The sequence below is a fragment of the Arthrobacter sp. TMS2-4 genome, assembly GCF_054511075.1.
Window position 1 is genome coordinate 447,383 of the sequence record NZ_JBTNDI010000001.1, and the last position, 25,965, is coordinate 473,347.

Sequence of the window (25,965 nt, forward strand, 5' to 3'; positions counted from 1 at the left end):
GGGCCTGCCCGTCCTCATGCGTCGGCCGGCAGAAGCAACTAGTTCTGCTTCGTCCAGTCGTAGGCGTTCCAGGTGATGCCGGTCTGCGTCGGGTTCATCTCGACGCCCTCGAGCTTCGAGGAGTGGCCGATGATGTCGGCGTTCGCGTAGAGCACCACGTTGTACTGCGTCTCGGCGAGGCGCTGCTCGAGTTCGGTCTTCAGCGGGACGACCTGCTCGGCGTCCGTGCTGGAGGCGATCTCATCCCAGAGGCGGTCGACCTCTTCGTCGGCGTAGCCACCGAAGTTCTGCTCTCCGTCGGAGACGTAGATGGACTGGCCGGAAGCGACGAGGCCGGAGCCCGCCCAACCGAAGACCACGGCATCCCAGGCGCCGGGCTGCGAGAGCTTGGAGGACCACTCGGCTTCGGGCTGCGGGATGATCTCGAAGCCGGCCTTGTCGCAGGAGTCCTTGACCAGTGCGACCATGTCGGCGCGCAGCTGGCTCGTCGAGGCGAACATCAGGCTGACCTTGACGGGCTCGGTCTTGCCGGCTTCCGCGAGGAGGGCCTTGGCGCCCTCGATGTCGGCAGTGCCGTCGCCCTGCGCGGCGGGCGCTCCCTCGAGGACGGTGTCGTAGTCGGGCTGTCCGGGCTGGTACTCGCGCAGGTTCATCACGGTGCCCTCGGGATCGATCGGCGTGACGAACTTGTCGACCATGTCAGCGCGGGGGACACAGGCCTGGAAGGCCTGTCGGACCCGCAGGTCCTCGAAGACGGCGCCCGGGCGCTGGTCGAGGTCGATGTGCGAGAAGGTGAGCGACGTGCCGGTGTCGACCGTGACGGTCTCGCCGATCTGCTCGAGGGCCGCCTTCGTGTCGACGGTGGGGCTGGAAGGATCGATGACGTCGACGTCACCGTTCTGAAGGGCCTGGACGGCCTCCTCGTCGACGATGGTCTTGAAGACGATGGTGTCGGTCTTGCCGGCGCGCTCCTCGCCCCAGTACTGGTCGTTCTTGACGAGCGTCAGCGTGCCCTCTGTGGCGTTGTCGAGCTTGTAGGGACCGGAGGCGGGGAGAAGGGCCGTGTCCGGCAGGGTGGGCAGGTCTGCCTCGTAGTTCCAGCCGGTGTTCCAGAATTCGGCCACGGGTGCCAGGGCGGCAGTGTCCTTGGCCTTGAGGGCCTCGACCAGTTCGGCGCCGTCACCGTCGACGGACAGGCCGCCCTGCTCGGCGGCGATGTGGGCCGGCATGAAGCCACCCGCTCCGAAGAGGGCCTCCCAGTCGGCGTAGGGCTCGGCGAAGACGACCTCGAACTCCTTGTCGCCGGGCTCGCCCTCGATCATCTCCATCTGGTCGAAGCCGTTGGTGGACGCGGCGAGGAAGAGGTCGCTCTCCGCGCCGGTCTCGGGGTCCTTCTCACCGCTGGGGAAGGTTCCCGAGCGGCTCGCCCAGCTGAGCAGGACGTCGTCGTAGTCGATCGGCGTTCCGTCGGACCAGACAGCATCTTCGTTGATGGTGTATTTGACGGTCAGCGGATCGTCGCTGGTCTTCTCGTAGGTCCCGAAGTCCTCGTTGGGGACGAGCTCCCCGGCCGCCGTGAAGTCAGCGAATCCGCTCGAGGTCAGGTTGTCCACGTAGGTGTTGTAGACGGCGTTCGTGGCGGCGGTGTTGCCGTTGTAGCCGGTCGGAGCCTGGCTGATCGCGATGTTGATCGTCGATGCCAGGTTCTCCTCGGCATTCTCGGACGCCGGGGTTTCAGCCGTCCCACCCGCCGATCCACAGGCGCTCAGCATGAGCGCTCCGATGGACAGTGCGGCGAGCGACATTGTGCGCTTATTACGCATTCGATAGTCCTTACTGTGCTGGGCGCGAGGGACGGAGATAGGTCCCACGAGGCGGATTGCTGTAGTGACGGCAATCACACTCGCACAGCATAGCCACAGATCGTTGCCTCTAGACACTCAGTAAGGCGTGTCTAACCCATTTGTTACCCCGGTGAAACATAAGGGCCCTGAACAAGCGAAAAGGCCCCGTGGACAGCGTGTCCCGGGGCCTCTTCGGCTCTCGCGTGCCCTACTCTGGCGCGGGTACTTCCAGCCACTGGAACCAGCCGCGGTGCAGCACGAGCCAGGCCATCAGGCCGTACCCGGCCTGGCCCGGTGTCCCGCCGTTCGCCGCGAGGTCGTGCCGCCACTGCTCGTGGGCGAGCAGCGGGGTGAAGGTGTCCACGAAGACGTGCTTGCGGCGCGTGGTGACGTCGCCGAAGGCGGCGGAGAGGTCGGCGAGCCGGCGGTTGCGTTCGGCGTCGAGCCCGGGCGGAGGTCCGACGACGAGCGCCTTGACGCTCGACTGCGAGGCGCCGTCGAGGATGTTCGCCAGGTTGAGGCGGCTCCTCGCCGTGGACAGCTCGAGGTCGAGGTCGCGGTCGGACAGGCCGATCACCAGCCGGTTGTCGCAGCCGTCGGCGAAGCGGCGCCCGGCCTCCTGCAGCCAGCGGTTCGCCAGGGCCTCGGTTCCCTCGCCGGGGGCGGCCAGGCTGTAGGCCTCGACCGACACGTTGTCGGGCCTGGTCCTCGCCATCACGCGACCGAGCCAGCCGAGGGCCCGCGGATCACCGAGCCCTGCGAGGAGTTCGTCGCCCACTGCTGCTAGCCGGATTTTGCGTTGTTCCACTGGTTCCTCGGTGTACTCGTCGAAGGTGCATGGCTGCCCGGACGTGCCGCTGACAGGCCCTTAAAGACATCGGGTGGGGCCTCGAGCCCCACCCGACATCATACTGATGGCTTGCTAGTCCCGGCCGAACGCCCGCTTGACCAGGAGTTCCTGCTCCTTGGCGTGGTTCTTGGCCGAACCCGTCGCCGTGGAGGCCGAGGCGGGACGCGACGCGAGCCGGAGGGGCCGGTCGAGCTCCTGCGGGAGGTTGAGCCCGATGAAGGGCCACGGCCCCTGGTTGGCCGGCTCGTCCTGCGCCCAGACGATCTCCGCCCCGGGGTAGGTGTCCAGGGCGGCGCGGATCTCCTCCACCGGCAGGGGGTAGAGCTGCTCCACGCGCACGATGGCCGTCCTGCCGTCGTCGAGCTTCTGGCGCGAGGCCAGCAGGTCGTAGTAGAGCCGACCCGAGACGAGGATGACCCGCTCGACGTCCTTCCCCGGAGTCTCGAGCGTGTCGGGGATGACCGGCTGGAACGTGCCCTGGGTGAAGTCCTCCACCGAGCTCGCAGCGGCCTTGAGTCGCAGGAGCTGCTTGGGTGTGAAGATGATCAGCGGCTTCCTCGGCCGTGTGTAGGCGTGCCGGCGCAGCAGGTGGAAGTGCGAGGCGGCGGTGCTCGGGTTGGCGACGACCATGTTCTCCTCCGCACACATTTGCAGGAAGCGTTCGATGCGGGCGGACGAGTGGTCGGGACCCTGTCCCTCGTAGCCGTGGGGCAGCATCAGGACCAGGGAGGACCGTTGTCCCCACTTCTGCTCCGCCGAGCTGATGAACTCGTCGATGATGGTCTGCGCGCCGTTGACGAAGTCACCGAACTGCGCCTCCCAGATCACGAGGGCATCGGGACGTTCGACCGAGTAGCCGTACTCGAAGCCCATGGCCGCGTATTCGCTCAGCAGGGAGTCGTAGATCCAGAATTTCGCCTGGTCCTCGCCGAGGTCGTCCAGCGGCAGCCACTCGTTCCCGGTGGCGCGGTCGTGGAAGACGGCGTGCCGCTGCACGAAGGTGCCACGGCGCGAATCCTGGCCCGCGAGCCGGACGGGGACGCCTTCCAGCAGGAGTGAGCCGAAGGCCGCGATCTCACCGAAGCCCCAGTCGATCCCGCCCTCACGGGACATCTGCTCGCGCTTGTCGAGCAGTGCCTTGAGCTTCGGGTGGACCGTGAAGCCGTCCGGGATCGCAGTGTGCGCCGCTCCGATGTGTGCCAGCGTCCCGGTGCTGATCGCGGTCTGTGGTGCCGCGGCGGTATCGCCGTCGGACTGCTGCGCGTAGGGCCGCTCGAGGTCGGACACCGCCTGCGGGTCCTTGGCGATGACCGGGATGGGCGAGGTCTGCGCCGCGTGCGTCTCGGCGAAGACGCGTTCGAGGCGTTCCTGGTAGTCGCGCAGGGCCTGCTCGGCCTCTTCCTGCGTGATGTCGCCGCGGCCGATCAGGGCCTCGGTGTACAGCTTGCGGACCGAGCGCTTCGCCTCGATGAGGTTGTACATCATGGGCTGCGTCATCGAGGGATCGTCGCCCTCGTTGTGGCCGCGCCGGCGGTAGCAGACCATGTCGATGACGACGTCCTTGTTGAACCGCTGCCGGAACTGGTACGCCATCTGGGCCACACGGACCACGGCCTCGGGGTCGTCACCGTTCACGTGGAAGATGGGCGCCTGGACCATCTTTGCGACGTCGGTCGAGTACACGGAGGAGCGCGACGACGTCGGGCTCGTGGTGAAGCCGACCTGGTTGTTCACGATGACGTGGATGGTGCCGCCGGTGCGGTAGCCGCGCAGCTGCGACAGGTTGAGGGTCTCCGCCACGACGCCCTGGCCCGCGAAGGCCGCGTCGCCGTGGATGAGGATCGGCAGGACGGGGAAGGTGCCACCCTGGTCCAGGAGGTCCTGCTTGGCGCGGACGATGCCCTCCAGGACCGGGTCCACCGCCTCGAGGTGGGACGGGTTCGCTGCGAGGTAGACCTTGGTCTCGTTGCCGGCGTCGGACGTGAACGTCCCCTCGGTGCCGAGGTGGTACTTGACGTCGCCCGAGCCCTGGACCGAGCGCGGATCCTGCGTGCCCTCGAACTCGCGGAAGACCTGCGCGTAGGTCTTGCCGGCGATGTTGGTGAGCACGTTGAGCCGGCCGCGGTGTGCCATGCCGATCGCGACCTCGTCGAGGCCGTCGTCGGCCGCGCCGGAGATCACGGCGTCGAGCAGCGGGATCAGGGACTCGCCGCCCTCGAGGGAGAATCGCTTCTGGCCCACGAACTTCGTCTGCAGGAACGTCTCGAACGCCTCGGCGGAGTTCAGCTTGTGCAGGATGCGCAGCTGCTCCTCGCGGCTCGGCTTGGAGTACGGGTGTTCCAGCTCGTCCTGGAACCACTGGCGTTCCTCGGGGTCCTGCAGGTGCATGTACTCGATGCCGGTGGTGCGGCAGTAGGCGTCACGGAGCACTCCGAGCATGTCGCGGAACTTGAGGGTCGGCTGGCCGCCGAACCCGCCGGTGGGCCATTCGCGGTCGAGGTCCCACAGGGTCAGGCCGTGCGTGCGGATGTCGAGGTCGGCGTGCTTGCGCTGGACGTACTCGAGCGGATTGGTGTCGGCCATGAGGTGGCCGCGCACGCGGTAGGCATGGATGAGCTGCTGGATCCGGGCCACCTTGTTGATCTGGTCCATCGGATCGACCTGGATGTCCGCGCTCCAGCGCACGGGCTCGTAGGGGATGCGCAGCGATTCGAAGATGTCGTCGTAGAAGTTCTGCTCGCCCAGCAGCAGCTGGTGGATGATGCGCAGGAACTCGCCGCTGCCGGCACCCTGGATCACGCGGTGATCGTAGGTCGAGGTCAGGGTGATGGTCTTGCTGATGGCGTGCTTCGCGAGCGTCTTCTCGCTCGAGCCCTGGAACTCGGCGGGGTACTCGAGGGCGCCCGCGCCGATGATGCAGGCCTGGCCCTTGGACAGGCGCGGCACGGAGTGCACCGTGCCGATGCCGCCCGGGTTGGTCAGGGACACCGTGGTGCCGGCGTAGTCGTCGGCGCCGAGCTTGCCGGCCCGCGCCTTCTTCACGAGGTCCTCGTAGGCGTGCCAGAACTCCGAGAAGTTCATGGTCTCGGCCTTCTTGATGTTCGGCACCACGAGTGAGCGGGTGCCGTCCGGCTTCGGCATGTCGATCGCCAGGCCGAAGTTCACGTGCGCGGGCTGCACCGCGGACGGCTTGCCGTCGACGACGTCGTAGTAGACGTTCTGCGAGGGGAACTGCGCGAGCGCGCGGATGATCGCGTATCCGATGAGGTGGGTGAAGGACACCTTGCCGCCGCGGGCACGGGCGAGGTTGCTGTTGATCACCACGCGGTTGTCGATGAGCAGCTTCGCTGGGATGGCCCGGACGCTCGTGGCGGTCGGGACGCTGAGGCTCGCCTCCATGTTGGTGGAGATGGCCTTCGCCGGGCCGCGCAGCACGCTGACCTTGTTCTCGTCCATCTCGGCGGTGCGGTCCGAGGCGGGGAGTTGGGCGGGGATGGGCTTCGTGGCGGGCTTGTCCTCCCGCGAGGAGTCGGGCTTCTTCGCCGGCTCGTTGGCAACGGGAGGCTTCCCGCTCTGCTGGCTGCTCGCGGGGGACTCCCCGGAGGCCTTCGGTGCTGCGGCCTGCGCGTCCACGACCGGCAGCTCGCGTGTGGGGGGATTCCCGCCGGACGGGGCTACGGACGGCGGTCCGGCCGGTGCGGGAGCGGCCGGCTTGGTGACGGCCGGCGACGCGGCCTTGTCGGCCGGTGCGTTTGCGGCGGGCTTGCTGTTGCCGGACGGCGTGCCCTCGGCATCGAACGAGTCGAAGAGCTCCCACCACTTGCGGTCCACCGAGTGGCGGTCGCGCTGGAACTGCTCGTAGAGCTCGTCAACAAGCCACTCGTTTCCGCCGAATTCCTCAGGTAAACGGTGGCTGGTCTGTTCTGGCACTTGGTATACGCCTCTTCCGTGAATCGCCGTGAGCGCTCTGCGGTCTGCAGGATCGGCGCGAAGCCGTGCCCAGACCCTGTCCAAGTGTAGTGACAGGAGTAACGAACAATCCAATCAGCCGGGCCGCACCCACTAGACTTTCTGCGGCTGTCTATCAAGGAGAACCATGCGCTTCATCAACCCGCCCGCCACCGACCTCACCTACTCGGATGTCTTCCTCGTTCCCTCCGCGTCCGAGGTCGTCTCCCGCTTCGATGTCGACCTTTCCTCGGACGACGGCACGGGCACCACGATTCCCCTCGTCGTGGCCAACATGACGGCCGTCACCGGGCGGCGCATGGTCGAGACCATCGCACGGCGCGGGGGCATCGGGGTCCTGCCGCAGGACGTCCCCGTCGAGGTCATCTCCGAGGTCACCTCGTGGGTCAAGGACCGCCACCCCGTGTTCGAGACCCCGTTGCAGCTCCAGCCGGGAAACACCGTGGTGGATGCGCTGCACCTCATGCACAAGCGCGCGCACGGAGCGGTCCTCGTCACGGACGACACCGGCGGGTGCGTCGGCGTGGTCGACGCCGACGACTGCGAGGAGGTGGACCGCTTCGCCTCCCTGGAGTCGGTGATGCGACCGGCGCCCGCCGCGTTCCAGGCGTCGATGTTCGACGCCGATCCCGCGGCGGCGCTGCAGAAGGCCTTCGAGGACCTCGACGGATCCCGCGTCTCGCTGGCGCCCGTGGTCCGGAACGGCGCGCTGCAGGGGGTCATCACCCGCACCGGGGCACTCCGCTCCACCATCTACGAGCCCGCGCTCGACGCCGGGGGCCGGCTCAGGGTGGCGGCCGCCGTCGGCATCAACGGTGATGTGGAGGCGAAGGCGGCGGCGCTGCTCGACGCCGGCGTCGACGTCCTCGTCGTCGACACCGCCCACGGCCACCAGCGGAAGATGCTCGACGCACTCGCCGTCGTCCGCGGCCTGCACCCGACGGTGCCGATCGTCGCCGGGAACGTGGTCAGCGCCGAGGGGGTGCGCGACCTCGTCGCCGCCGGGGCGTCCATCATCAAGGTGGGCGTGGGCCCCGGTGCCATGTGCACCACGCGCATGATGACCGCGGTCGGCCGCCCGCAGTTCTCCGCCGTCCACGAGTGCGCCCAGGCAGCGGCGGAGCTCGGCGCCCACGTCTGGGCCGACGGCGGTGTGCGGTACCCGCGCGACGTGGCCCTGGCCCTCGCGGCCGGCGCGAGCCAGGTCATGATCGGCTCCTGGTTCGCCGGGACCTACGAGAGCCCGGGCGACCTGCAGACCGACAGCAGCGGACGCCGCTACAAGGAGAGCTTCGGCATGGCCTCCGCCCGGGCGGTGCAGAACCGGACCCGGAGCGACGACGTCTTCGCGCGGGCCCGCAAGGGATTGTTCGAGGAGGGGATCTCGACCTCGAAGATGTACCTCGACCCGGCGCGGCCCGGTGTCGAGGACCTGCTCGACCTGATCACGGCCGGGGTCCGCAGCTCGATGACCTACGCCGGGGCGACGACGCTGGCCGAGTTCCGCGAGCGTGCCGTGGTCGGCGTGCAGTCCGCCGCCGGCTACGAGGAGGGGCGCCCCCTCCCGCAGAGCTGGTGACGGCCCGTCCCGGGCGCCCGCGCGCCCGGGACCACAGACCGGCCGTTGCGCTGTGAGCGAAGAACACGGGGTGCCGTGGCCGGTTCCGTCCGCCGGTCGCGGGCCCGGCACGTAAACTGGGAGCCTTATGGACAGTCCTTCCAGGGGCCGGCTCGATGCCGGTGCACCCTCCCCTCATGCCCACCCGCTGCCCGGAGCCGATTCCGGGCGAGTCGTGGACGCCGATTCCGACCACGGTGGCGCACTGCCTGCCCCGTCGGACGCCGCGGACCCCCTTAAACGCGGACCGCTGCCTTCCCGCCCCGGCCTGACCGAGGAGGGGAAGTAGCGGTGGAATGGATCTACCTGGCCGCCGGCCTGCTCCTCGTCCTGGGCACGGGCTTCTTCGTGGCCGTCGAGTTCGCCCTCGTGGCCCTCGACCAGACCTACGTCCAGCGCGCGGTGGACGAGGGGGACACGAAGGCCGCGCCCCTCCTGCGCTGCCTGAAATCCCTCTCGACGCAGCTCTCCAGCTGTCAGCTGGGCATCACGCTCACCACGCTGCTGACCGGCTACGTCATGGAGCCCTCCGTGGGCAAGCTCCTCGAGACGCCGCTCGCCGCGCTCGGCCTCTCGGAGGCCCTTGTCGCCTCCGCCTCGCTCGTCATCGCGATGATCCTCGCGACCCTGCTGTCCATGCTCATCGGTGAACTGGTCCCCAAGAATCTCTCCATCGCGCTGCCCTTCAGGGTCGGCCGGGCGCTGGCCCGCCCGCAGCTGATGTTCACGGCCGTCTTCAAGCCCGCCATCCTCGTGCTCAACGGGTTCTCCAACCGCATCCTCAACATCTTCGGGCTCGAGGCCAAGGAGGAGATCTCCGGCGCACGGACGCCGTCGGAGCTCTCCTCGCTCGTGCGGCGTTCCGCCGAGATGGGCACGCTCGACCAGGGCACCGCGAACTTCCTGGCGCGCACGTTCAGCTTCTCCGAGCGGACGGCGGCGGACGTCATGACCCCGCGGATCCGCATGGAGGTCATCGACTCGGACCAGTCGGTGGCCGACGTCGTCGAAGCCGCGCGCCGCACCGGCTTCTCGCGCTTCCCGCTGATCGGCGAGTCCGCGGACGACATCCGGGGCGTGGTCCACGTCAAGAAGGCCGTCGCGGTGCCGCGCCACAAGCGCGCGGAGCTGCCCGCCGGCACCATCATGACCGACGTCCTGCGCGTCCCCGAGACCGTGCACCTCGACTCGCTCCTCAGCGAACTGCGTGAGGCGAACCTTCAACTGGCCGTGGTGCTCGACGAATACGGGGGCACCGCCGGCGTCGCCACGCTCGAGGACCTGGTCGAGGAGATCGTGGGCGAGGTGGCGGACGAGCATGACAAGCTCAAGCTCGGGGTGCTGCAGAGCGCCGCGGGGGACTGGTTCTTCCCCGGCCTCATGCGCCCCGACGAGGTCACCCTGCAGATCCCCGGCCTCGTGGTGCCCGACGAGGCCGGCTACGAGACCGTCGCCGGGTTCATCATGGCCGAGCTCGGCCGGGTCGCAGCGCCCGGGGACGCCGTCGACGTCCCCGCGGGAACGCTCACCGTGGAACGCATGGACGGACGGCGCATCGACCGCGTCCAGTTCCGTCCCGCGCCCGTCAGCACGGAGCACGACGCCGACAGCGCCGTCGTGCCCGAGCACCAGCCGGTGCCCCAGGGCTCCTCGGGCGCCGAGGGAACCACCGGACCCGTCCTCGCCGGCAGCACGGCCTACCGGAAGGACTCGCGATGAGTGACTGGGCGGGAATCGTGTGGCTCGTCGTCCTCCTGGCCGGCAATGCCTTCTTCGTCGGTGCGGAGTTCGCCATCATGTCGGCGCGGCGCAGCCAGATCGAGCCCCTGGCCGAGGCGGGCTCGAAGCGCGCCAAGACCACCATCTGGGCCATGGAGCACGTCTCCCTCATGCTCGCGTGCGCACAGCTGGGCATCACGGTCTGCTCGCTCCTGATCCTGCAGGTCGCGGAGCCGGCAATCCATCACCTGCTCGAGGTTCCCCTCGAGGCCGTCGGCATCCCCGAAGCCCTGGCCGGCGGTCTGGCCTTCGCGATCGCCCTGCTCCTGGTGACCTTCCTGCACGTGACCTTCGGTGAGATGGTGCCGAAGAACATCTCGGTGTCCGTCGCGGACAAGGCAGCGCTCCTCCTGGCCCCACCGCTCGTGATGATCGCGCGGATCGTCAACCCTGTGATCTCGTCGCTCAACTGGGCTGCGAACCACATCCTCCGCGCCCTCAGGGTGGAGCCGAAGGACGAGGTGTCCTCGACCTACACGCTGGAGGAGGTGCAGTCGATCGTGGAGGAGTCGACGAAGAGCGGACTCGTGGACGACGAGTCGGGCCTCATCACGGGGGCCCTGGAGTTCTCCGGCCAGACGGCGGAGACCACGATGGTGCCGCTGGGCGAGTTGGTCACCGTCCGCACCGACGCCACCCCGGAGGATTTCGAGCGCGCCGTCGGCCGGACCGGGTTCTCCCGGTTCGTCATGGTGGACGAACACGACAACCTCACCGGCTACATGCACCTGAAGGACATCATGTCCATGCCGCAGGCGATGTACCGGCGGCCCATCACGGAGAACAAGGTCCGTACGCTGGCCAATCTGTCGCTGCAGGACGAGATCGAGGACGCCCTGACGGTGATGCAGCGGACCGGATCCCACCTGGCGCGGGTGCTCGGACCCGACGGCTCGACGCGCGGTGTCCTCTTCCTCGAGGACGTCATCGAGCAGCTCATCGGTGAGATCCGCGACGCCACCCAGAATCAGGGCGCTCGCAGGTCGGGAGAGGGCATCGGTGGGCCCGACACCCCGGGTGCCTGACCGACGGCGGGGGTGGAGATGCGAACGATTCGCGTCTGGGCTATGCTCGGAGGCCTAGCCGGAACAATTCTCATTAGTCAGATCGAGGTCCCATGCGTGTCTCCCGTCGTCTCACTCTTCCCGCGTTGGTGGCCGTCTCGGCCCTCGGACTCGCAGCCTGCGGGGACGGAGGGTCCGGCGCCACGGACGGGCAGGCGGAGGCTGCGGGCGATGCGGCGGTCACGGTCGTCACCGCGACGAACGTGTACGGCGACATCGCCGCTGCGGTGGGCGGCGACGACGTCGAGGTCACGTCGATCGTCAACAGCTTGAGCCAGGATCCGCATTCGTACGAGCCGACGGTGCAGGACAAGCTGTCCGTCTCGGAGGCGGACCTCGTCATCGAGAACGGTGGAGGGTACGACGCCTTCCTCGGCCGCCTCGCAGACGAGACCGGCGTCGACAGTGTCCTGAATGCCGTCGAGCTGTCCGGCCTCGAGGAGCATGCCGGTGAGGACCACGCCGGCGGGGAGGACCACGCCGGCGAGGAGGAACACGCGGGTGAGGAGCACGCGGGTGAGGAACACGCCCACGGATCCTTCAACGAGCACGTCTGGTACGACCTGCCGGTCATGGCGACGCTCGCGGGCGCCATCGCCGACGAGCTGGCCCGCCTGGACGAGCCCAACGCCGACGCCTACCGCCAGCGCGCCGACGCCTTCGTCGAGGAGCTGCAGCCCGTCCAGGAGCGACTGGCAGCGCTGGCCTCGGAGAACGAAGGCAACGACGTCGAGGTGGCGGTGACCGAGCCCGTCCCTGCGTACCTGCTCGAGGCCGCCGGTCTCGAGGACGTGACGCCGGAGGGCTTCATCGAGGCGATCGAGGAGGAGTCGGACGTCCCTGTGGCGGCCCTGGACGAGATGAAGACCCTCGCCTCGGGTGGCGGCCTTGCCTTCCTTGCCTACAATGGCCAGACCGAGGGAGCGCAGACGGAAGCCGTCCGTTCCGTCGCCGAGGAGGCAGACCTGCCCATCGTCGAGTTCACCGAGACCCTGCCCGACGGCGAGGACTACGTGTCCTGGATGGCGGGCAACACCGACAGCATCGAAGCCGCCCTCGGCTCCTGAGGAACCCGCGCCACGACCCTGCACCACGTGCCCGGAACGCACGTCGAACCACTGCATCACACTGAACACACCGCGAACCACGACAGACTGGAAGCCGATCCGCATGACCTCGACACTGCCTCGGTCGGCGACCTCCTCCTCCGGGGGGACTGCCGTGCGACCGGCGATCAGTCTGCGTGACGCGGCGCTGTCCTTCGGCAGCCGCACACTGTGGGCAGGGCTGGACCTCGACATCATGCCCGGCGAGTTCTTCGCCGTGCTGGGCCCCAACGGCTCGGGCAAGACGAGCTTCCTGAAAGTCCTGCTGGGACTGCAGCCCCTGGACTCCGGCACCGCGATGATCGACGGCGGCCCCGTCACGCGGGGCAGCAGGGCTCTCGGGTACATCCCGCAGCAGAAATCCTTCCCGCCCGAGACGCCGCTGCGGGCCCGCGACCTCGTGGGACTCGGCGTGGACGGGCACCGCTGGGGGCTGCGCGTGAGGAGCCGGGGGTACCGCGAGCACGTGGACCGGCTGCTGCGCGACGTCGGCGCCGAATCCTACGCGGATGCGCCCGTCGGCCTGCTCTCGGGGGGCGAGCAGCAAAGGCTCCGCGTCGCGCAGGCGCTCGCCACCGACCCGGCCGTCCTCCTGTGCGACGAGCCGCTGCTCTCGCTGGACCTGAATCATCAGCAGGCCGTGAGCTCGCTCATCAACCGGCAGTGCCATGAGGAGAACAGTGCGGTGGTCTTCGTGACGCACGAAATCAACCCCGTGATCGACTACGTCGACCGCGTGCTGTACCTCGCCGACGGGAAGTTCCGGGTGGGCAGCCCCGCCGAGGTCATGACCAGCGAGGTGCTCTCGGATCTGTATGACAGCCCCGTCGAGGTGCTCCACAGCAACGGGAGGATCGTCGTCGTCGGTCTGCCGGACGCCACGACACACCATCACGAGAGCGCCTAGGGCATGGACTTCCAGGACATCCTCGACGCCATCTTCACGTTCGACAATTACGCCCAGCTGCTGCCGCTGGTCAGGAACTCGCTCATCGCCGGAGCGGTGCTAGGACTCCTCGGCGGGCTGATCGGCACCTTCGTGATGATGCGCGACCTCGCCTTCGCCGTGCACGGCATCGCCGAACTCTCCTTCGCCGGGGCGGCATTCGCGCTGCTCGTAGGGGCCAATGTGGTGGGCGGTTCGCTCGTCGGCTCCGTCCTCGCCGCTCTCGTCCTCGGACTGATGGGCATCCGCGCCCGCGACCGGAACTCGATCATCGGCGTCGTCATGCCCTTCGGGCTCGGCCTCGGGATCCTGTTCCTCGCGCTCTACGAGGGGCGCGCCGCCAACAAGTTCGGCCTCCTGACCGGGCAGATCGTCTCGGTCGACGACGTCCAGCTGAACCTGCTCGTGGGGTGCGCGGTCGTCGTCATGCTCGCGCTGGCCGCGATCTGGCGCCCACTGACGTTCGCGAGCGCGGATCCCGATCTCGCGGAGGCCCGCGGCGTGCCGGTAGGCGGGCTCTCGATCCTGTTCATGGTGCTGCTGGGAGTTTCCGTGGCCCTGTCCATCCAGGTGGTCGGTGCCCTCCTGGTCCTGGCCCTGCTGATCACGCCCGCAGCCGCCGCGCTGAAGGTCTCGTCGGCGCCCGGGATGGTCGTGCTGCTCAGTGTGGTGTTCGCGTGTACTTCCGTGGTGGGAGGGATCCTGCTCGCCCTGGGCGGACGCATCCCCATCAGCCCCTACGTCACCACCATCTCGTTCGCGATCTACCTCGTGTGCCGCCTGATCGGCTTCCGCCGCTCGCGGCGGAACTCACGCCGAGCGGGCGAGAGCGTCGGAGCGGAGCGGACGAGCGCCGGTGTCCCCGCCTGAGAGCGGATATCCACGGAGCAGGGACCAGACGCTGCGGGCCTAGGAGTGGGAGTCGTGGCCCGGCTGCCGGACGGCGTCGGCGATCGCCCGTTCCATGCTCCGCAGGAAGCGGGTGACCGTCTCGGTCTCCTCGCCCGTGAGCCCGTCGGCGGCGGCGAGGACGCCGCGCTTCTCGATGTCGAATGCGGCCCGGAACTCTCCGGTGGCCTTGTCCCCGGGTCTCAGGATGACGGAGCGGCGATCGACGGGATGGCGGCGGCGCCGGGTGAAACCGGCCTTCTCGAGTCGGTCGATGACGAGTGTGGTCGATGCACTCGAGATCCCCAGGGCGAGCGCGAGTTCCTTCGGGCTCGCCCCCTCGTCCTTCTGCCAGACGCCGAGGAGGTAGCGCAGGGCTCCGAGATCGGTCTCGTTGATGCCGAGTCGCTCGCTGAGGGTCCGTCGGAGGCCACTCTCCACGGTCCGGTAGGCCCTGAGTGCATTGAGGACGTCGATGCCCGTCGCGGCCGGGTGGGCTACGCCTTCTCCGGACGGGGGATACCAATATCCTGCTCCCTGCCGCGCGTCCGAAGGATTCATGGACTTATCCTAGACCATCTAGTAGTCAGTCTCCCTAGCTACACGGCGGGTGCGGCGGCGTCGCGGGTGTCAGGAGGTTCCGGCGGAGAAACCGGCAGGCCCGACGGCGGGAAAATCCAGTTCCGGCAACGCCTGGCCGAGGGCGACGAGGAACCGGTGGATGGTGACGCTGTCCTCGGGCGGGAGGGCGGAGGCGATCTGCATCATGCGCTCGTGCAGGGTGCCCATGGTGGACCGCACCTCGTGCTCGGTCGTCGTCGTCGGCCAGATCTCGATCGCCCGCTTGTCCGTGACGCTTCGGCGTCGTTCGGCGTGGCCGCTCTCTTCCAGGCGGTCGATCAGCACCGTGGTCGCGGCCGAGGAGATCCCGAGCTCACGGGACAGGGCCGCGGCGCTGAGCGGCTGCCCGGCCTGGCCCGCGCGCAGCATGACGCGCAGCGCGGTCATGTCGGTCTTGCCGAGGTGCATGGAGTCGCGGCTCTGGCTCCGCATGAACTTTTCGGCGTCCCGGTACCGGCGCACGGCATCCACGAGGTCGTGGACGGGATCCGCGTCGCGCGCGGCGCTGTTCGGGGACATCACGGCATCAGCCTATGCGACGGCACCGACACCGTCCGCACCCCCGGCCGCAGTGGCGCGCGGAGGAGTACAGTGCAGCGTCGGTCGGGGCTCAGGGCCGGGCAGCCGCCGTGCAGTCCGGGCACAGGCCGTGGATCTCGACGGTGTGGGCCGCATCGGTGAATCCGTGGTCCGCCGCGACCCGGGCGGCCCACTGCTCGACGGCCGGCGCCTCGATCTCAACGGCGCGTCCGCAGTTCCTGCAGAGCAGGTGATGGTGGTGGTGGTCGACGGCGCACCGGCGGTAGACCGCTTCGTTGTCGCCGTTGCGCAGGACGTCCACCAGGCCGTCGTCGGCCATGGACTGGAGGATGCGGTAGGCGGTGGCGAGCGAGACGGACTCGCCGCGCTCGTGGAGCACGCGGTGGAGCTCCTGCGTGCTCACGAAGTCGTCCAGGGCGTCGAGGGCAGCGCTCACGGCACGCCGCTGCCGGGTGACGCGCTGCTCGGAACCCCTGCGGGCGGGTGGAGCCGGCGGCGTGGGTCGCGCCGGCGGCGCAGCCGAGCCCGTCCTCGTTCCTGCCTGGGAAGTCGCCTCTGGCGTCATGTCCTACCCTTCCTGCGGGCTCGGATGCCCGGGATCAGAGACAAGATTATCAGCGCGGGCGCCGGTAGTCTGAGGCGATGCTGCTGACCAAGTACTCCCATGCGTGCGTGAGGCTGGAACAGGACGGATCCGTGCTCGTGCTCGATCCGGGCACCTACTCCGAGGTCGAGGAGGCGCTCGCGGGAGCCGCGGCCGTCCTGATCACGCACGAGCATCCCGACCACATCGCCGTCGCCCGCGTGGTCGCCGTGCTGGCGGAGAACCCCTCGGCGGAACTGTGGGCACCCCGCACCGTGGCCGACGCCGTCATCGAGGGTCTGGGTGACGCTGCAGGGGAGCGGATCCACGCCGTAAGCGGAGGCGAGGAGTTCACGGCCGGGGGGTTCCGGGTGAGGACCTTCGGCGGGCAGCACGCGCTGATCCACCCCCTGATCCCCGTCATCGCCAATGTGGGCTTCCTCATCCAGGACTCCGTCTACCATCCGGGTGACGCGCTGATCGTGCCGGACGGGATCGGCGTCGAGACGCTGCTGGTCCCGGTGCACGCGCCGTGGTCGAAGCTGGCCGAGGTCGTCGACTTCGTGGCGTCGGTCCGGGCGCCCCGCGCCTTCCAGATCCATGACGCCCTGCTCAACGAGAACGGCCTCGGCATCGTCGAGGGCCATCTCACGCGACTGGGTGCGCGGTACGGCACGTCCTACCGGCACCTCGCGGTCCGCGAGAGCATCGACGTCTGATTCCGGTCGACCCCGTGGGTCGCAGGACCGGTTCCTTGGTGGGTGCATCCGCGTGTGGTGGACTGGCCTGCATCAGGACCGGCCGCGGTGAACTCCGTGGTCCGGTCACCCGTTCCGACAGGAGATCTCGATGAAGACTCTGATGGATGTGCAGGAGCTGCGGGACCGGATGACCTCCGGCCGGCAGACCATCCTGCTGGATGTGCGCTGGTCCCTGGGCGATCCCCACGGCCACCGGCACTACCGCGAAGCCCACATACCCGGCGCCGTGTACGTGGACCTGGAGACGCAGCTCTGCGGCCCCGGCGGTCCCGGCCTCGGGCGCCATCCGCTGCCCGACCCGGAGGCACTCCAGGAGGCCGCCCGCCAGTGGGGGCTCAGCGACGGCGACACCGTGGTCGCCTACGACGACTCCGGGAACCTCGCCGCAGCACGCCTCTGGTGGCTCCTCCGCGACGCCGGCTTCGCGTCGGTCGGCCTCCTCGACGGCGGGCTGAGAGCCTGGCGGGAGGCAGGGTACGACGTCGAGGGCGGGGAGGAGCGGCACTGCGTGGGCAGCGTCCACCTCACCTCGGGCCGGATGCCCGTGGTGTCCATCCCCGATCTGCTCGACCCCGCGCAGGGCGACGTCGTCCTCGACGCCCGCGCCGGTGAACGCTTCCGGGGCGAGCACGAACCGATCGATCCGAAGGCCGGCCACATCCCCGGCGCAGTCAGCGCCCCGGCGGCCGACAGCCTCGGCGACGACAGCCGCTTCCGGTCCGCGGAGGAGCTCCGCCGCCGCTTCGAAGGCCTGGGTGCGGGACGAGGGCGCACCGTGGTCTACTGCGGTTCGGGCATCACGGCGTCCCACGCGATCGCGGCGCTGGACATCGCCGGGATCGACGCGGCGTTGTTCCCGGGCTCGTGGTCCCAGTGGTCGACGACGGAGGGACTGCCCGTCGCGACGGGTGCCTGACCCGCGGGGGCGCTCGGAACGGACCGGCGGCGGGGCGCACGGTGGCCCCGCCGCACGGCGGCGCGGTAGCGTCGGGTCATGACCCCCGGACGACCCGCACCGCCGCCCCTGCGCGGCGGCATCCCGCTGCCTGCCCGGCGGGCGGGTCGTGGCGTTCCGACGGCAGCAACCCCAGGAGGACCGATGACCACCCTCTTCACCAGAATCATCAACGGCGAGGTGCCCGGCCGCTTCGTGTGGCAGGACGACGACGTCGTCGCGTTCCTCACCATCGCCCCGATCACCCCCGGGCACACCCTCGTGGTGCCGCGGCGGGAGATCACGCAGTGGCTCGAGGCCGATCCGGAGACCCTGACCCGGGTGATGGCCGTGGCACAGACCATCGGCAGGGCGCAGGAGGCGGCCTTCGGAGCCAGGCGCGTCGGTGTCCTCCTCGAGGGCTACGAGGTACCCCACCTGCACGTGCACGTCTGGCCGACGCAGTCGCCGGAGGATTTCGACGTCAAGCGGGTGGACCACGCGCCCGATCCGGCAGCGATGGACCGGAATGCCGAGGCCCTGCGAAGCGCGTTGCGGGATGCCGGGCATTCCGCCTCCGTGCCTTCCTGAAGGGGCCGTAGACCGCTACCGCTATCCGCGTCCCGCTGGTAGGTTCCCCGTGCATGGAAGCTATCGAGAGCATGTTGACGGGCGGGCACCCCAACTCGATGGGACGCACCGTCGAGGTCGCCGAACTGGTGGCGGCGGACCGGTCGCGGCTGCAGGAGTTGTTCGACTGCTACGCAGTGCGGACCCGGTGGTCCGGTTGCGCACCTCCAGCGCCCTCAAGCGCCTCGAAGCCGCGCGGCACGAGTGGCTGATCCCGTTCGCGGACCGGCTCATCGATGACATCGGGACGCTGGACCAGGCGTCCGCGCAGTGGACGCTGGCGAAGCTGTTCCTGCGGCTCACACCGGACCTGACGCCGGACCAGCGCGACCGCGCGACGGTTGTCCTGCAGCGCAACCTGGAGCAGGAGCACGACTGGATCGTCCTGATCAACACCATGGAGACGCTCTCCGCCTGGTCCGACGGCGATCCCGTCCTGCGCGTGTGGCTGGAACCCCAGCTCGAGCGCCTGGCGGACGACCCGCGGACGTCGGTGGCCGAGCGGGCGCGGAACCTCGCTGCCCGTGCCAGGGACGGGCGGACGCCGGTCGGTGCCCCCGCACCGGACGACGTCGGGCGGCTCGAGGTCAGCGCGTCTCGGCGAGGGCCTCGTTGAGCGCCGTCCGGACGCGCTTCTCGGACACCGAGTAGGCGGTGCCGAGGTCCTGCGCGAACAGGCTCACCCGCAGTTCCTCGATCATCCAGCGGACGCGCGCCAGGGACGTGGGCCGGTGCCGTCCCGCAGCGAGGGAGGCGACGGCGTCGTCGTACTCGTCCTCGAGCCGTTGGATGACCGCGGTGCCGAGTCCGTCGCGCTGCACGTTGGTCGGCAGCTTCTCCAGCCGCACCTCGATGGCCCGCAGGTAGCGCGGCAGATGAGCCAGCTGGGAGTATCCCGTGGCCGCGACGAAGCCGGGGTGGACGAGGTGCTCGAGCTGGCTGCGGACATCGTTCAGGGCCGTGATCAGTGCCAGGCTCGTGGTGCCCTTGAGCTGCTTCTGGATGCGCCGGTTGCTGGAGAGCACCTTCTCCACCGTCGCCGTCACGATGAAGACGGTGTCGATGAGCTCCGCGCGCACGTCCTCGTAGAGCCGGTTGAACGCCTCCTCGGACCAGGGCAGCTGATCCGGCACGAGCTTGTCGATGGCCGCGAGTGAGCAGTCGCGGATGAGCTCGGCGACGCTGCCGTGCGGATTCTGGCTGAAGGTGAGTTTCTCGGTGTTGCTGAGGTGCTCCAGGACGTACTTCGCCGGGCTCGGGATGCGCAGGGACAGGAGTCGGATGATCCCGGCCCGCATCGCCGTCGACTGCTCACCCGGAGTCGGGAACACCCGCAGGCCCACCGAGGTGCCCTCGTCGACGACGGCGGGGAACCCGGTGACCCGGTGCCCGGCGACGGTCCGGGACACCTCACGCTGGAGGTCACCGAAGACCCACGTGCTCTCACCCGTGCGCTCGGCGATCGCCGGAGCCTGCGCCACGGCTACCACCCCGCGCGACTCGGACGACCCCTGCGCGGACTGCCCGCCCGCACCGGAGGCGTCTACCGCGGGCGTCCGACCGGAGCCGCGACCGGCCGGCCCCGGTCCCGTGTCGTTCCGACCGGCGGGACCTGCGGACGCCTTGCCGCGCCCCCCGCGGCCCGGTCCGCCCGCCGGACGGGTACTCCCCGGCGTGGCGCCGAGGGACTCCGCGATCGCGCGGCTGACCGCAGGCGCGAGGGCCTCCCTGAGCGCCTCGAGGTCACGGGATTCGTCGAGCACGCGCCCGGCGGCGTCGACGATCCGGAACATCATGAGCAGGTGTGGCGGCACCGCGGACCAGGTCCACGATCCGGGCGGGATGACATGGCCCCGCAGGCGGCGCAGCGCGAGTTCGAGGGACGCTTCCAGATCGTCCTGCGCCGGATCGAAGTCCGCCGCGAGGGCCGCGACGGCGCTCCGGGCGACATCGGGCGCAGGCACGAAGTTCTTCCGTACCTGTTTCGGCAGCGACTTGATGAGCGCGGTGACGAGTTCCACGCGCTGGCCGGGGATCTGCCAGCGGAACGGCTTCGGGTCCAGCTGGTTCAGGAACAGGACCGGGATGGTGACGGTGACGCCGTCGTGCGCGCCGGGGGTGAGCGGCGAGAACTCGTAGGCCAGGGGCAGCTCGAAGCCCGCCTGGTGCCAGGTGCTCGGGAAGGCCGTCTCGTCGAGTTCCGCCGCGTCCTCGGCGAGCAGCTGCTCCGGGTCGAAGTCGAGCAGGTCCGGGCGTTCGTGGCGCGCCTGCTTCCACCAGGAGTCGAAGTGCCGCTCGGAGACGACGTCCGGTCCGATCCGCTGGTCGTAGAACTCGAACAGGGTCTCGTCGTCCACCCGCAGGTCACGCCGTCGCAGGCGGTTCTCGAGCTCCTCCACCTCGGCGAGGCGGGCCTGGTTGCGGCTGAAGAACGTGTGGTGGGTCTTCCAGTCGCCCTCGACGAGGGCATGCCGGATGAACAGCTCGCGGGCCACCTCGCGGTCGATCCGCCCGTAGTTGATGCGGCGCTGCGGCACGATCGGCACACCGTAGAGCGTCACCTTCTCGTACGCCATGACCGAGCCCATCTTCCGGGACCAGTGCGGCTCGCTGTACGTGCGCTTCACGAGGTGAGGCGCCACCTGCTCGGCCCACAGCGGATCGATGCGCGCCACGACGCGCGCCCAGAGCCGGGAGGTCTCCACGAGTTCCGCGGCCATGACCCAGTCCGGTGACTTCTTGAAGAGGGCAGAGCCGGGGAACACGGCGAAGCGGGTCCCGCGGGCGCCGGAGTATTCACGCTTGCGCTGGTCGTAGAGGCCGATGTTGCCGAGCAGACCCGAGAGCAGGCTGATGTGGATCTGTTCGTGCAGCCCCACGGGATCCACCGGGCCGGCGGGCAGTGTGATGCCCAGTGGCTTCGCGAGCTGGCGCAGCTGCTGGAAGAGGTCCTGCCACTCCCGCACCCGCAGGTAGTTGATGAACTCCGTGCGGCACAGTTTCCGGAACTGCGTCGAGGAGAGTTCGTCCTGCTTCTCCTGCAGGTACCGCCACAGGTTGAGGTAGGCGGTGAAGTCCGAGTTCTCGTCGACGAAGCGCTTGTGCTTCTCCGCGGCCTGCTGCTGCTTGGCCGGCTGGTCCGCCGACGGCCGCTCCCGCGGATCCTGGATGGTCAGCGCCGCGGCGAGCACCATGACCTCCTTGACGGCACCGCGCGTCCCCGCTTCCACGATCATGCGCCCGAGGCGCGGATCGACCGGGAGTTGGGCGAGCTTGCGGCCCACCGGAGACAGACCGCCGTCGTCCTTCAGCGCACCGAGCTCGCGCAGCAGGGCGACGCCGTCGTTGATCGCCTTGGTCTCGGGAGGCTCGACGAACGGGAACTCCGCAATGTCCTTGGGACTGCGGGTCACACCCATGGCCGCCATCTGCAGGATGACCGCGGCGAGGCTCGTCCGCAGGATCTCCGGCTCGGTGAACGGGCGCCGTGACTCGTAGTCCTCCTCCGAGTAGAGGCGGATGGCGATGCCGTCGGACACGCGGCCGCTGCGGCCCGACCGCTGGTTCGCGGAGGCCTGGGAGACCCGCTCGATCGGCAGCCGCTGCACCTTGGTGCGGTGCGAGTACCGCGAGATGCGTGCGGTGCCGGTGTCGATGACGTACTTGATGCCGGGCACGGTGAGCGAGGTCTCCGCGACGTTCGTCGCGAGGATGATGCGGCGGTGGCTGCCGGTGGGGCGGAAGACGCGGTGCTGCTCCTCGAGGGAGAGCCTCGCGAAGAGGGGGAGCACCTCCGTACCGCGCAGGCGGGTGGTGGACTGGATGCGTGCGCGGAGGGCGTCGGCGGCGTCGCGGATCTCGCGCTCGCCGGAGAAGAACACGAGGACGTCACCGGGCGCTTCGAAGGACAGTTCGTCCACAGCGTCGCAGACGGCGTCGAGCGGATCGCGTTCCTCCTCCAGCTCGCTGTCCGCGCCGCCCTCGCCCTCGTCGAGCCCGCCCGGCGGCTGGTCGAGCGGCCGGTAGCGGATCTCGACGGGGTAGGTGCGCCCTGAGACCTCGATGATCGGAGCGGGAGAGGTGTCCGTGACGGCGGCGTCGGCGGCGAAATGCGCCGCGAAGCGTTCGGGGTCGATGGTCGCCGAGGTGATGATGACCTTCAGGTCCGGCCGCTCGGGCAGGATCCGCTTGAGGTAGCCGAGGATGAAGTCGATGTTGAGGCTGCGCTCGTGGGCCTCGTCGATGATGATCGTGCTGTACTTGCGGAGCATCCGGTCGTGCTGGATCTCGGCGAGGAGAATGCCGTCCGTCATCAGCTTGATCTTGGTGCGGCGGCCCACCGAGCCGGTGAAGCGGACCTGGTAGCCCACCTCCTCACCCAGCGGGACCTGCAGTTCCTCGGCAATGCGCTCGGCGACGGTGCGGGCCGCGAGGCGCCGGGGCTGGGTATGACCGATCAGCCCGTGCTCCGCGAGGCCGAGCTCGAGGCACATCTTGGGGATCTGCGTCGTCTTCCCGGACCCGGTCTCGCCGGCGATGATGGTGACCTGGTTGGCTGCGATGGCGGCCATGATGTCGGCCCGGCGTTCCGAGACTGGGAGATCCGCGGGGTAGGAGATTGTCAGTGGCATAGTTGCCTGCCAGTCTAGTTCCTCGTGCGGGGCCCCAGGGGATGTTCACCGGGTTCGGAGTCCGGCGCCCCGTCGTCGGGTGGTTCCGGCGCTCCTGCCCCGGTCGCGCGGTGAAGCCGGGCGGCGACGACGACGGCACGCTCGCGCATCGCGGCCGGTTCGAGGACCTCGAAGTCGATGTCCCAGCTCGCCAGGTAGGCCAGCGGGAAGTCGAGGGAGTCGAAGCCCGCCCGCAGGAGCGTGTGGTGCTCGCCATCGGCCTCGAGGGTGCCCGTGCTGGGCGGGACGTGAGGTTCCAGCTCGTGCAGGGGCGCGTGGAACCGGATGACGGCGTCGTAGGAGTAGGGCGAGCGCGTGATGGACTCCTGCACGTAGACCGCGAGGTCGGGCGCGGGCAGGGGACGGGGCAGGAAGCGGTCCCGCGCCACCGGCACGCTCCGGCACCGGTCCACGCGGAACGTCCGCCAGTCCTCCCGCGAGCGGTCGAAGGCCACCAGGTACCACCGTCGGCCGGTGTCCACGAGCCGGTACGGTTCGACGACGCGTCGGGACGACTCGCCGTCGTGCCGGTCGTAGCGGAACGCGACGCTGCGGCGCTCGGTGATGGCTGCGGAGAGTGCGGTCAGGATCTCCGGGTTCACCGGCGTGCTGACCGCCGCCATCCGCGTCACTGCCGAGCGCAGTCCCGCGAAGCGGGGCCGGAGCCGGGGCGGCAGGACCTGTTCGAGCTTGGTGAGGGCGCGCACGGATGCTTCCCCCACGCCGGAGACCGGGCTGGCGGTGACGGCGGTCAGGCCGATCGCGACGGCGAGTGCCTCGTCGTCGTCGAGCAGGAGGGGCGGAAGCTGGGCGCCGGCACCGAGCTGGTATCCGCCGGCCACGCCGGGGGAGGCGTTGATGGGATAGCCGAGCGTACGCAGCTTGCCGATGTCCCGCCGGACCGTGCGTTCCGTGACGCCCATGCGCTGCGCGAGCGCGGGGCCGGTCCACTCGCGTCGGAGCTGGAGGAGCGAGAGGAGCTGCAGCAGGCGTGCCGAGGTCTCGATCATGGAACAACGGTACGGCGGAATGCGGACGGAGACCGTCCGCGATCAGGCGCCGTCTCGTCGGATCCCGTGACCGAGGGTTCGGATCGGAGGGCTGACATCGACGCTACAGAGCGTTCTCCTGAAAGAGTCGGTCGATCTGTTTACGGGACGCTCCCATAACTGTCGAGAGGTGCTTCAGAAACTTCCTTGGCGATCGGAGGAGGGGCTGATTCCAGTCGATCCGTACCAGACCGGCCCTAGTCGGCTGATTGGTGGAAGATGTAAAACGATCGTTGTACTATCGTCGGTATGCCCTCGTTATCAGAACAGATCACCGCCAGCGCTGAACGCGTGTTCGATAGCGGTGGGTTCGCCGCAAGCGGGATGGACGCCCTTACTCGAGCAGCCGGCGTATCGACCCGGACGCTTTACAAGCACATTGGTAGTAAGTCAGACCTCATCGCTGCCGTGCTCCGCATCCGTAGCACCCGGTTCTTCGAACGACTCGACGTCGTCGACGATGTCGACGGACTGTTTGCCGCCCTGGAGCAGTGGGTGCAGTCCGAGGGAGCCCGAGGATGCCTGTTCCTGCGTGCTGCAGGAGAGCTGAGTGCAGAGTTCCCTGCGGCATTGGAAGAGGTCTCAAATTACCGTCGACGTCTCCGCGAACTCATCAACAAGCTCGTGCAGCAAGAGGGTGAACCCTGTAGTGACCTCTTGACTGATCAGGTCTTGGTGCTGTTCGAAGGTGCGACCTCGGCGGCTTCCTACCGCGGACTTCCAGCGGTTTCAGCTGCCCGGAGCGCGGCAGCGATGCTCATGCGATGCCCCTGAGAGGTCGCAGGTCTCACCTCCATCTCGCCAAAGAAAGTACAAGCTCTCCATGCATCTGCTAACTGTCTCTTCCCACCCATTGTCCGACAGGTACCCGTCGGCCGTCGTGGACTCCTTCCACGAGCCCTTCCGGGAACTGGGCCACACTATTGACGTGCTCGATCTGCACCAGGAGAACTTTGATCCTCGGTTCACGGAGGCTGATCATGCACACTTCTGGGGTGGTCCTACCCCACCGGGTATCACCGAGATGCACGAGCGTGTCGATGCTGCCGACCGGTTGGCGTTCGTGTTCCCCGTGTACTGGTGGAGCATGCCCGCGCTGATGAAGGGTTGGATAGAACGCGTGTTCACCGGGGGTTGGGCCTACCAGTACGGCCAAGGGGTCGAGGATCGGGGTCGAGAACCTTTGACCTCACTCCTTCGCAACACACCGACGACACTCATCGGTATCGGTGGATCGAAGGAGCGCACCTACGACAGATACGGGTATCGCCAGGCCATGCGGACGCAGCTCGACGTCGGTATCTTCGCGTACTGCGGAGTGACCGACGTCGAAAGTCACGTGATCTTCGACGTCGAAGGCGACAACAACCGTCCCCAACGCGACACCGGGTTGCAGATTGCCCGCCGAATCGGGGAAGCCTTCGTCAATCCCGACAGGGTTCCACGAAATGCGAAGGAAGAGCATCTACGGCACCTTGAAGTCACCCCAGCTGCGCGTCGAGCCTGAATCGTCGCGTCAACATCCTTCCAGTACACCGCCTTGATTCCGATCGGTAGGAGGAGCCACGTCGACCCTTGAGTCGACGCTGCTGACGATCAGGCTGTTCACTTCGATAACCAGCATTCTTTCGCCCAGCAGGATCTTTGTTGGTGCAGCTCCGTAGGTTCCAGTGCCTTCCATCCCGGCCTGCAGGACCTCCCCGAACCCCGTGATGAAGTCGAGAGCCTCCTGGTAGCCCACAGCGGTCGTGGGGAACTTCTGATCAGCCAAGGGTTTCCCGTACTCGGTGACAACGGCGACGTGATGGGTATCAGCATGGGTGCCGATTCCGACCACAACGCGACGGTCCTGCACCTCAGTCTCTGACATGTCTGCCTCTCGATAGCAGTGAATCTCCACGCGGCCAGGACAGGCAGGCAATTCGGTACGGGGATCTCGTCAGGCCCCTCTCAAGCCATACCCGTCAGCACGTGAAGCGATCGAGGGCCGGCGGACAAGTCCTGTGAAAGACAGCGACCCACAGAGCTGCGTCAGGTGGACAGAGAGCCACACCGGAACCGCGATCATTTTTCACTATTACGGGGTAGCAAGGGCCCCAATAATGTCGGTGGT

At 68.6% G+C, this 25,965-nt stretch carries 21 protein-coding genes; 12 read left to right on the plus strand and 9 right to left on the minus strand.

What is annotated here, in order from left to right:
- Positions 1-38: 38 nt before the first annotated feature.
- The 3 genes from ACX80F_RS02065 to ACX80F_RS02075 form a co-directional block, all read right to left on the minus strand.
- A complete protein-coding gene (locus ACX80F_RS02065) occupies positions 39-1,823 on the minus strand; it encodes an ABC transporter family substrate-binding protein (protein WP_459334714.1) in 1,785 nt (594 codons plus the stop codon).
- Between the two features lie 229 nt (positions 1,824-2,052).
- On the minus strand, positions 2,053-2,652 hold the full coding sequence (locus ACX80F_RS02070; RefSeq protein ID WP_459334715.1) for a GDSL-type esterase/lipase family protein: 600 nt from the start codon (positions 2,650-2,652) through the stop codon (positions 2,053-2,055).
- A 114-nt stretch (positions 2,653-2,766) separates the two neighbouring features.
- Positions 2,767-6,624 carry a multifunctional oxoglutarate decarboxylase/oxoglutarate dehydrogenase thiamine pyrophosphate-binding subunit/dihydrolipoyllysine-residue succinyltransferase subunit gene (locus ACX80F_RS02075; RefSeq protein WP_459334716.1) on the minus strand — a complete coding sequence of 1,286 codons (3,858 nt, stop codon included), beginning with the start codon at positions 6,622-6,624 and terminating at the stop codon, positions 2,767-2,769.
- A 166-nt stretch (positions 6,625-6,790) separates the two neighbouring features.
- On the opposite strand from ACX80F_RS02075, the gene guaB1 reads away from it, so the two are divergent.
- From guaB1 to ACX80F_RS02105, 6 genes are all read left to right on the plus strand, one after another.
- Positions 6,791-8,242, plus strand: coding sequence for a GMP reductase (guaB1, locus tag ACX80F_RS02080; protein WP_459334717.1), 1,452 nt, complete (start codon positions 6,791-6,793; stop codon positions 8,240-8,242).
- Positions 8,243-8,572: 330 nt separating this feature from the next.
- The gene (locus ACX80F_RS02085; protein ID WP_459334718.1) at positions 8,573-10,000 is read left to right on the plus strand and encodes a hemolysin family protein; all 1,428 of its coding nucleotides are present in this window, start codon (positions 8,573-8,575) and stop codon (positions 9,998-10,000) included.
- A complete protein-coding gene (locus ACX80F_RS02090; protein ID WP_459334719.1) occupies positions 9,997-11,085 on the plus strand; it encodes a hemolysin family protein in 1,089 nt (362 codons plus the stop codon). The genes ACX80F_RS02085 and ACX80F_RS02090 overlap by 4 nt, the downstream gene beginning before the upstream one ends.
- Before the next feature lie 92 nt (positions 11,086-11,177).
- Positions 11,178-12,191, plus strand: coding sequence for a metal ABC transporter solute-binding protein, Zn/Mn family (locus ACX80F_RS02095; RefSeq protein ID WP_459334720.1), 1,014 nt, complete (start codon positions 11,178-11,180; stop codon positions 12,189-12,191).
- A gap of 103 nt (positions 12,192-12,294) precedes the next feature.
- Positions 12,295-13,137 carry a metal ABC transporter ATP-binding protein gene (locus ACX80F_RS02100; RefSeq protein ID WP_459334721.1) on the plus strand — a complete coding sequence of 281 codons (843 nt, stop codon included), beginning with the start codon at positions 12,295-12,297 and terminating at the stop codon, positions 13,135-13,137.
- Between the two features lie 3 nt (positions 13,138-13,140).
- Positions 13,141-14,046 (plus strand): metal ABC transporter permease, encoded by a 906-nt coding sequence (locus ACX80F_RS02105; protein ID WP_459334722.1) that lies wholly within the window; start codon positions 13,141-13,143, stop codon positions 14,044-14,046.
- Positions 14,047-14,085: 39 nt separating this feature from the next.
- Here ACX80F_RS02105 and ACX80F_RS02110 read toward each other — a convergent pair whose 3' ends face one another.
- The 3 genes from ACX80F_RS02110 to ACX80F_RS02120 form a co-directional block, all read right to left on the minus strand.
- Entirely contained in the window at positions 14,086-14,625 is a 540-nt protein-coding gene (locus ACX80F_RS02110; protein ID WP_459334723.1) for a MarR family winged helix-turn-helix transcriptional regulator, read from the minus strand.
- Positions 14,626-14,694: 69 nt separating this feature from the next.
- Positions 14,695-15,204: a MarR family winged helix-turn-helix transcriptional regulator gene (locus tag ACX80F_RS02115; protein WP_459334945.1), complete on the minus strand. Its 510-nt coding sequence runs from the start codon at positions 15,202-15,204 to the stop codon at positions 14,695-14,697.
- Between the two features lie 91 nt (positions 15,205-15,295).
- Positions 15,296-15,790 carry a Fur family transcriptional regulator gene (locus ACX80F_RS02120; protein ID WP_459334724.1) on the minus strand — a complete coding sequence of 165 codons (495 nt, stop codon included), beginning with the start codon at positions 15,788-15,790 and terminating at the stop codon, positions 15,296-15,298.
- Positions 15,791-15,867: 77 nt separating this feature from the next.
- On the opposite strand from ACX80F_RS02120, the gene ACX80F_RS02125 reads away from it, so the two are divergent.
- The 4 genes from ACX80F_RS02125 (at position 15,868) to ACX80F_RS02140 (ending at position 18,749) form a co-directional block, all read left to right on the plus strand.
- Complete coding sequence (locus ACX80F_RS02125; protein ID WP_459334725.1) at positions 15,868-16,527, plus strand: MBL fold metallo-hydrolase; 660 nt, start codon at positions 15,868-15,870, stop codon at positions 16,525-16,527.
- A 130-nt stretch (positions 16,528-16,657) separates the two neighbouring features.
- Complete coding sequence (locus ACX80F_RS02130) at positions 16,658-17,485, plus strand: sulfurtransferase (RefSeq protein WP_459334726.1); 828 nt, start codon at positions 16,658-16,660, stop codon at positions 17,483-17,485.
- Positions 17,486-17,668: 183 nt separating this feature from the next.
- On the plus strand, positions 17,669-18,094 hold the full coding sequence (locus tag ACX80F_RS02135) for an HIT family protein (protein ID WP_459334727.1): 426 nt from the start codon (positions 17,669-17,671) through the stop codon (positions 18,092-18,094).
- 196 nt (positions 18,095-18,290) lie between these two features.
- The gene (locus ACX80F_RS02140) at positions 18,291-18,749 is read left to right on the plus strand and encodes a hypothetical protein (protein ID WP_459334728.1); all 459 of its coding nucleotides are present in this window, start codon (positions 18,291-18,293) and stop codon (positions 18,747-18,749) included.
- Here the strand turns inward: ACX80F_RS02140 and hrpA are convergent.
- Both hrpA and ACX80F_RS02150 read right to left on the minus strand, forming a co-directional pair.
- Entirely contained in the window at positions 18,721-22,764 is a 4,044-nt protein-coding gene (hrpA, locus tag ACX80F_RS02145; RefSeq protein ID WP_459334729.1) for an ATP-dependent RNA helicase HrpA, read from the minus strand. The genes ACX80F_RS02140 and hrpA overlap by 29 nt on opposite strands.
- A gap of 14 nt (positions 22,765-22,778) precedes the next feature.
- Complete coding sequence (locus ACX80F_RS02150; RefSeq protein ID WP_459334730.1) at positions 22,779-23,813, minus strand: helix-turn-helix transcriptional regulator; 1,035 nt, start codon at positions 23,811-23,813, stop codon at positions 22,779-22,781.
- Between the two features lie 288 nt (positions 23,814-24,101).
- Here ACX80F_RS02150 and ACX80F_RS02155 point away from each other — a divergent pair, with 288 nt between their 5' ends.
- Positions 24,102-24,626 carry a TetR/AcrR family transcriptional regulator gene (locus ACX80F_RS02155; protein ID WP_459334731.1) on the plus strand — a complete coding sequence of 175 codons (525 nt, stop codon included), beginning with the start codon at positions 24,102-24,104 and terminating at the stop codon, positions 24,624-24,626.
- A gap of 49 nt (positions 24,627-24,675) precedes the next feature.
- The gene (locus ACX80F_RS02160) at positions 24,676-25,359 is read left to right on the plus strand and encodes an NAD(P)H-dependent oxidoreductase (protein WP_459334732.1); all 684 of its coding nucleotides are present in this window, start codon (positions 24,676-24,678) and stop codon (positions 25,357-25,359) included.
- A 9-nt stretch (positions 25,360-25,368) separates the two neighbouring features.
- Here ACX80F_RS02160 and ACX80F_RS02165 read toward each other — a convergent pair whose 3' ends face one another.
- The gene (locus ACX80F_RS02165; RefSeq protein ID WP_459334733.1) at positions 25,369-25,722 is read right to left on the minus strand and encodes an IS110 family transposase; all 354 of its coding nucleotides are present in this window, start codon (positions 25,720-25,722) and stop codon (positions 25,369-25,371) included.
- Positions 25,723-25,965 lie beyond the last annotated feature (243 nt).

Coding starts and splice junctions, on each gene's coding strand:
- ACX80F_RS02165 (WP_459334733.1), bottom strand. CDS start 25,722: ATGTCAGAGACTGAGGTGCAGGACCGTCGCGTTGTGGTCGGAATCGGC.
- ACX80F_RS02155 (WP_459334731.1), top strand. CDS start 24,102: ATGCCCTCGTTATCAGAACAGATCACCGCCAGCGCTGAACGCGTGTTC.
- hrpA (WP_459334729.1), bottom strand. CDS start 22,764: ATGCCACTGACAATCTCCTACCCCGCGGATCTCCCAGTCTCGGAACGC.
- ACX80F_RS02095 (WP_459334720.1), top strand. CDS start 11,178: ATGCGTGTCTCCCGTCGTCTCACTCTTCCCGCGTTGGTGGCCGTCTCG.
- ACX80F_RS02130 (WP_459334726.1), top strand. CDS start 16,658: ATGAAGACTCTGATGGATGTGCAGGAGCTGCGGGACCGGATGACCTCC.
- ACX80F_RS02150 (WP_459334730.1), bottom strand. CDS start 23,813: ATGATCGAGACCTCGGCACGCCTGCTGCAGCTCCTCTCGCTCCTCCAG.
- ACX80F_RS02135 (WP_459334727.1), top strand. CDS start 17,669: ATGACCACCCTCTTCACCAGAATCATCAACGGCGAGGTGCCCGGCCGC.
- ACX80F_RS02065 (WP_459334714.1), bottom strand. CDS start 1,823: ATGCGTAATAAGCGCACAATGTCGCTCGCCGCACTGTCCATCGGAGCG.
- ACX80F_RS02125 (WP_459334725.1), top strand. CDS start 15,868: ATGCTGCTGACCAAGTACTCCCATGCGTGCGTGAGGCTGGAACAGGAC.
- ACX80F_RS02100 (WP_459334721.1), top strand. CDS start 12,295: ATGACCTCGACACTGCCTCGGTCGGCGACCTCCTCCTCCGGGGGGACT.
- guaB1 (WP_459334717.1), top strand. CDS start 6,791: ATGCGCTTCATCAACCCGCCCGCCACCGACCTCACCTACTCGGATGTC.
- ACX80F_RS02110 (WP_459334723.1), bottom strand. CDS start 14,625: ATGAATCCTTCGGACGCGCGGCAGGGAGCAGGATATTGGTATCCCCCG.
- ACX80F_RS02115 (WP_459334945.1), bottom strand. CDS start 15,204: ATGTCCCCGAACAGCGCCGCGCGCGACGCGGATCCCGTCCACGACCTC.
- ACX80F_RS02160 (WP_459334732.1), top strand. CDS start 24,676: ATGCATCTGCTAACTGTCTCTTCCCACCCATTGTCCGACAGGTACCCG.
- ACX80F_RS02090 (WP_459334719.1), top strand. CDS start 9,997: ATGAGTGACTGGGCGGGAATCGTGTGGCTCGTCGTCCTCCTGGCCGGC.
- ACX80F_RS02105 (WP_459334722.1), top strand. CDS start 13,141: ATGGACTTCCAGGACATCCTCGACGCCATCTTCACGTTCGACAATTAC.
- ACX80F_RS02120 (WP_459334724.1), bottom strand. CDS start 15,790: ATGACGCCAGAGGCGACTTCCCAGGCAGGAACGAGGACGGGCTCGGCT.